This is a genomic window from Piscinibacter sp., assembly GCF_050175855.1.
Lineage (GTDB): Bacteria > Pseudomonadota > Gammaproteobacteria > Burkholderiales > Burkholderiaceae_C > Piscinibacter.
In genome coordinates, this window is record NZ_JBFXIO010000340.1 from 1 (window position 1) to 5,655 (window position 5,655).

The window sequence follows — 5,655 nt, forward strand, 5'->3', positions numbered from 1 at the left end:
CACGGCGGTGCGGCGCGAGTGGTTCGACGTGGTGGGTTTCTCGGCCGGCAGCGAAGCGCGGCTGGACTGGTTGCCCGCCTGCATCGCCGCCGTGCGTCGCGCCTCGTGCCACCGGGAAATCGCCGTGCTGGTGGGCGGCCCGGTGTTCACGTTGCGCCCGCATCTGGCGCGGCAGGTGGGGGCCGATGCCACGGCGTCGGACGGGAGCGAGGCACCGGGTTTGGCCGAGAGCTTGCTTGCCGGCCGTGTGAAGCGCAGTTGAAACCTCGTCCAGCCGCTGGACGTTGACGTGACATGAGAACAACGGCCCGTATCGGCGGCGACGACCAGGAGGAGTGCCTGTGAAGCGGCGCTCGACCCCGCGCACCATGGTGGGGGAACTCGACGCCCCGACCGTCCAGCGCGTGGTGGCCGCTGCCAGCGACGTCGCCCTTCTGCTCGATCCGCACGGCGTGATCCAGGACGTGATCATCGGCCGCGACGATCTGGATGCCGCGCTCGTGGCCGACTGGGTCGGCCAGCCCTGGGCCGAGATCGTCACCGTCGAGAGCCGCGCCAAGGTCGAGGCGCTTCTGAAGGAGGCAGGCGGCCCGCCGCGCTGGCGCCAGGTGAACCATCCCCAGGCCAGCGGCTCCGACTGGCCAATCCTCTACTCCGCGGTGCAGATCTCGCCGCCCGGCCGCGGCAAGAGTGCCGGCCGCACCATTGCCTTCGGCCGCGACCTGCGCGCCACCGAGGCACTGCAGTTGCGCCTGATCGAGGCCCAGCAGGCGATGGAGCGCGACTACTGGCGCTTCCGCCAGGCCGAGACGCGCTACCGCCACCTCTTCCAGGCTTCGTCGGAAGCCGTGCTGATCGTCGACGCCGGCAGCCTGCGCATCCTCGAGGCCAATCCGGCGGCGGTCGCGCTGATCGGCAACGGCGGCACGCCGCGTCGCCTGGCCGGCGGCTCGCTGTCGGCGTTGTTCGAATCGCCCAACAGCAAGCCGATGCAGGCGGCGCTGGCCGCAGCCAAGGCGGCACGCCGTGCTGACGTGGTGCGAACGACGCTGGCCGATGGCGGTGGGCGCGTGGCGGTGTCGCTGTCCAGTTTCCGCCAGGACGACGCCTCGCTGCTGCTGGTGCGCCTGGCACGCGTCGGCGCCGAGCCGGCGGCTGCGGCCCCCGTCACCGAGACCTCGATGCTGCTCGACTTCGTGCGCAACGCGCCCGATGCGCTGGTCTTCACCGACCAGGACGGCCGCATCCAGATGGCCAACGCCGCCTTCCTCGCGCTGGCACAGCTGGGCGCCGAGGAGCAGGCCCGCGGCGAGCCGCTGGATCGCTGGCTTGGCCGCACCGGCGTCGAGCTCGGCGTGCTCATCCAGACGGTGCGCCAGCGCGGCAGCATGCGCATGTTCTCCACGCTGCTGCGCGGCGAGGACGGTGCCAGCACCGAGGTCGAGGTCTCGGCCTCGGCGACCACGCAGGACGGCAAGCCGGTGCTTGCCTTCGCGGTGCGCGACGTCGGCCGCCGCCTCAGCGCCGAGCCGCGCGCCGCTGGCGAGCTGCCGCGCACCGCCGGCGAGCTCACTGAGCTGGTCGGCCGTGTGCCGCTGAAGGACATCGTCGGCGAGACCACCGACCTGATCGAGCAGCTGTGCATCGAGACGGCGCTGAAGATGACCAGCGACAACCGCGCCTCGGCGGCCCAGATGCTCGGCCTGTCCCGCCAGAGCCTCTACGTGAAGCTGCGCCGGCACGGCATCGGCGACCTCGGCGACGACGAGGGTTGATCCCGATCCATTGAGCACCTCGCGGTTGTAAATCTTGGTTGACACTCCAAAGTGTCACGCCGAGAATGAACCGCATGGCCCTCCCTGCTCCTTCGGCGGTTGCCGAACTGCTCAAGCCGATCACCTGGTTCCCGCCCATGTGGGCCTTCGCCTGCGGCGCGGTGGCCTCGGGGCAGAGCTGGGCCGAGCGCTGGGCGCTGGTGGCGGTGGGCGTGCTGCTGGCCGGGCCGATGGTCTGTGCCACCAGCCAGGCGGTGAACGACTGGTTCGACCGCCACGTCGATGCGATCAACGAGCCGCACCGCCCGATCCCTTCCGGCCGCATGCCGGGCCGCTGGGGCCTGTACATCGCCGTGCTGTGGACGGCGCTGTCGCTGGCCGTCGCCCTCGTGCTCGGTCCGTGGGGCTTCGTCGCCGCGCTGTTCGGCCTCGCGCTCGCCTGGGCCTACAGCGCGCCGCCACTGCGCCTGAAGCGCAACGGCTGGTGGGGCAACGCCGCCTGCGGGCTGTGCTATGAAGGACTGGCCTGGGTGACCGGCGCGATCGTGATGGCCGGCGGCGCGCTGCCCGACGGCCGCTCGCTCGCGCTGGCGGCGCTGTACAGCCTCGGCGCCCACGGCATCATGACGCTCAACGACTTCAAGTCGATGGAGGGTGATCGCCGCATGGGCATCGGCTCGCTGCCGGTGCGCCTGGGCGAGGTGCAGGCCGCGCACATGGCGTGCTGGATGATGGCCGCGCCACAGTTCATCGTCGTCGTGCTGCTGCTGAGCTGGCAGGCGAAGAACCACGCACTGGCGGTGGGCGCGCTGCTGGCGGTGCAGATGCTGCTGATGCGCCGCTTCGTGGCCGACCCGCGCGGCCGCGCCACCTGGTACAGCGGCCTGGGCGTGACGCTGTACGTGAGCGGCATGCTGGTCAGCGCCTTCGCCCTGCGCGCTGCGGCTCAGGCGGGATGATCCGATGAAGCCGCTCGGCTGGTTCGGCATCGTGCGGCTCGGTCTCGTGCAGATGGCGCTGGGCGCCATCGTCGTGCTGACCACCTCGACACTCAATCGCGTGATGGTCGTCGAGCTGGCGCTGCCGGCGCTGGTGCCGGGCCTGCTGGTGGCGATCCACTATGCCGTGCAGCTCACCCGGCCGCGCATGGGCTTTGGCTCCGACCGCAGCGGGCGCTGCACGCCGTGGATCCTCGGCGGCATGGCGGTGCTGGCCACCGGCGGCACGCTCGCCGCCACGGCCACCGCCTGGATGGCCACGAACCGCGTTGCCGGCCTGGCGCTGGCCGCAGTGGCCTTCTTCCTCGTCGGCCTGGGCGTGAGCGCCTGCGGCACCGCGCTGCTGGTGCTGCTGGCCAAACGCGTGGCGGCCGAGCGGCGCGCGCCGGCGGCCACGATCGTGTGGATGCTGATGATCATCGGCTTCGCCGTCACCGCCGGCCTGGCCGGGCGCTTCCTCGAACCGTACTCGCCGCAGCGCCTGGTGGCCGTCAGCGGCACGGTGGCGCTGATCGCCTGCATGGTGGCAGTGGTCGCGCTGTGGCGGCTCGAAGGCGACGGCGGCCAGCCTGCCGAGCCGGAGCCGAAGCTGAGCTTCTTCGACGCGCTCGCGCAGGTGTGGCAGGAGTCGGCCGCGCGCCGCTTCACCGTGTTCGTGTTCGTCTCCATGCTCGCCTTCAGTGCGCAGGACCTCATCCTCGAGCCCTTCGCCGGTTCGGTGTTCGGCCTGACACCGGGCGCCACGACGCAGCTCTCGGGGCTGCAGCACGGCGGCGTGCTGCTGGGCATGATCGCCGCCGCGCTGGCCGGCAGCCGCTGGCACATCGGCACGCTGCGGCAGTGGACGATCGGCGGCTGCATCGCCTCGGCGCTGGCACTGGCCGGCCTGGTGGCCGGTGGCGCGATGGGGCCGCCCTGGCCGCTGCATGCGACCGTCTTCGCGCTCGGCGCGGCCAACGGTGCGTTCTCCATCGCCGCGATCGGCTCGATGATGCGCATGGCCAGCCAGGGCCGCACGCAGCGCGAGGGCGTGCGCATGGGCCTGTGGGGCGCTTCGCAGGCGATCGCCTTTGGCATCGGCGGCCTGACCGGCGCACTGGCCAGCGACGTGGCCCGTCGCTTCATCGCCGACACCGGCATGGCCTACGGCGCGGTGTTCGCCGCCGAGGCGCTGCTGTTCATCTGGGCCGCGGCACTGGCCGCCGGCATCGAGACCGAGTCGCGCCCGCGGCGCGCAAGGAGAAGCATGTGGACGAGATCGACACCTACGATGCCGTCGTGATCGGCGGCGGGCCGGCCGGTGCGACCGCCGCCCACGAGCTGGCCCAGGCCGGGCGCAGCGTGCTGCTGCTCGACCGCGAAGGCCGCATCAAGCCCTGCGGCGGTGCGATTCCGCCGCGGCTGATCCGCGACTTCGACATCCCCGATTCGCTGCTGGTCGCGCGCATCCGCTGTGCGCGCATGGTGGCGCCCAGCGATGCCAGGGTCGACATCCCGATCGAAGGCGGCTTCGTCGGCATGGTCGACCGCGGCCCCTTCGACGAGTGGCTGCGCGAGCGCGCGGCGATGGCTGGCGCGGTGCGTGCACGCGGCAGCTTCGAGGCGATCGAACGCGGCGCGGATGGCGTCGCCGTGGTGCGCTACAGCGCGCGCGACCGTCACGGCGAAGGCGGCGCCCCGATGCGCGTGAGAGCGCGGCTGGTGATCGGTGCCGACGGTGCGCGCTCCGAGGTGGCGCGGCAGGAGGTGCCGCGCTCGGACGAAGGCAAGTTCGTCTTCGCCTACCACGAGATCGTGCGCGCACCCCAGGGCGGTGCCGACTACGAGGGCACCCGCTGCGACGTGGTCTACAACGGCGAGTTCTCGCCCGACTTCTACGGATGGGTGTTCCCGCACGGTGACACGGCGAGCATCGGCACCGGCAGCGCCGACAAGGGTTTTTCCCTGCGCAGCGCCACCGCTGCGCTGCGCAGCGCCTCGGGCCTGGACCGTTGCGAGACGCTGCGCCGCGAAGGTGCGCCGATCCCGCTGAAGCCGCTGCCGCGCTGGGACAACGGCCGCGACGTGCTGCTCGCTGGTGACGCCGCCGGCGTGGTGGCGCCGGCCTCCGGCGAGGGCATCTACTACGCGATGTACGGCGGCCGCATCGCCGCCGAGGTGGGCCAGGCCTTCCTCGCCAGCGGCGACGCGCGCGTGCTGCAGACGGCGCGCAAGCGCTTCATGAAGGCTCACGGCAAGGTGTTCTTCGTGCTCGGCATCATGCAGCGCTTCTGGTACTCCAGCGACAAGCGCCGCGAGCGCTTCGTCAGCATCTGCCGCGATCGCGACGTGCAGCAGCTGACCTTCGAGGCCTACATGAACAAGGAGCTGGTGCGCCGCAAGCCCATGGCCCACGTGCGCATCTTCTTCAAGGACGTGGCGCACCTGCTCGGACTGGCGCGCGTCTGATCAGCTCTCACCTCACGGCGGTCTCGTGGACGGCCTCTTCGCCAGCGGACGCGCCGCCGACCTCGTGCTGGCCGTGCTGCTGCTCGAGGCCGCCTTCCTGACCTGGCGCCATGCCCGCAGCGGCGCCGGCCCGCCGCCGCGGGTGTTCGCGCCGATGATCGGTGCCGGCATCCTTCTCGTGCTGGCCCTGCGCTGCGCCCTGACCGGCGCGCCGTGGCCCTGGATCGCCTTGCTGCTCAGCGCCGGTGGCGTGGTCCACCTGCTCGACCTCCGGCAACGCTGGAAACGCTGAGATTTCGCAGGGTGCGATGCCAGGGCCGGGCATAGAATGCGCCAAGCGACGATCAGCAGCATCAACCGTCGGCCTCCAGGAGAAGCAGCGTGAATCAACGCTCGGGCAGTACGGATGATCTGGGTGCACTGGCACCCTGGGC

6 protein-coding genes are annotated in these 5,655 nt (G+C 71.6%); all 6 read left to right on the top strand.

Annotated elements, in window-relative coordinates; translation table 11 throughout:
• Positions 1-262, top strand: a 262-nt coding sequence (locus tag AB7U92_RS20780; protein ID WP_428581474.1) for a cobalamin-dependent protein, incomplete at its 5' end; no start/stop codon positions are given.
• A 79-nt stretch (positions 263-341) separates the two neighbouring features.
• Entirely contained in the window at positions 342-1,775 is a 1,434-nt protein-coding gene (gene ppsR / locus AB7U92_RS20785; RefSeq protein WP_428581477.1) for a transcriptional regulator PpsR, read from the top strand.
• Positions 1,776-1,813: 38 nt separating this feature from the next.
• The gene (gene chlG, locus AB7U92_RS20790) at positions 1,814-2,734 is read left to right on the top strand and encodes a chlorophyll synthase ChlG (RefSeq protein ID WP_428581480.1); all 921 of its coding nucleotides are present in this window, start codon (positions 1,814-1,816) and stop codon (positions 2,732-2,734) included.
• A 4-nt stretch (positions 2,735-2,738) separates the two neighbouring features.
• Complete coding sequence (locus AB7U92_RS20795) at positions 2,739-4,055, top strand: BCD family MFS transporter (RefSeq protein WP_428581483.1); 1,317 nt, start codon at positions 2,739-2,741, stop codon at positions 4,053-4,055.
• Positions 4,022-5,221 (top strand): geranylgeranyl diphosphate reductase, encoded by a 1,200-nt coding sequence (locus AB7U92_RS20800; RefSeq protein WP_428581486.1) that lies wholly within the window; start codon positions 4,022-4,024, stop codon positions 5,219-5,221. The genes AB7U92_RS20795 and AB7U92_RS20800 overlap by 34 nt, the downstream gene beginning before the upstream one ends.
• Before the next feature lie 25 nt (positions 5,222-5,246).
• Positions 5,247-5,513, top strand: coding sequence for a hypothetical protein (locus AB7U92_RS20805; protein ID WP_428581489.1), 267 nt, complete (start codon positions 5,247-5,249; stop codon positions 5,511-5,513).
• The last annotated feature ends 142 nt before the right edge of the window (positions 5,514-5,655 follow it).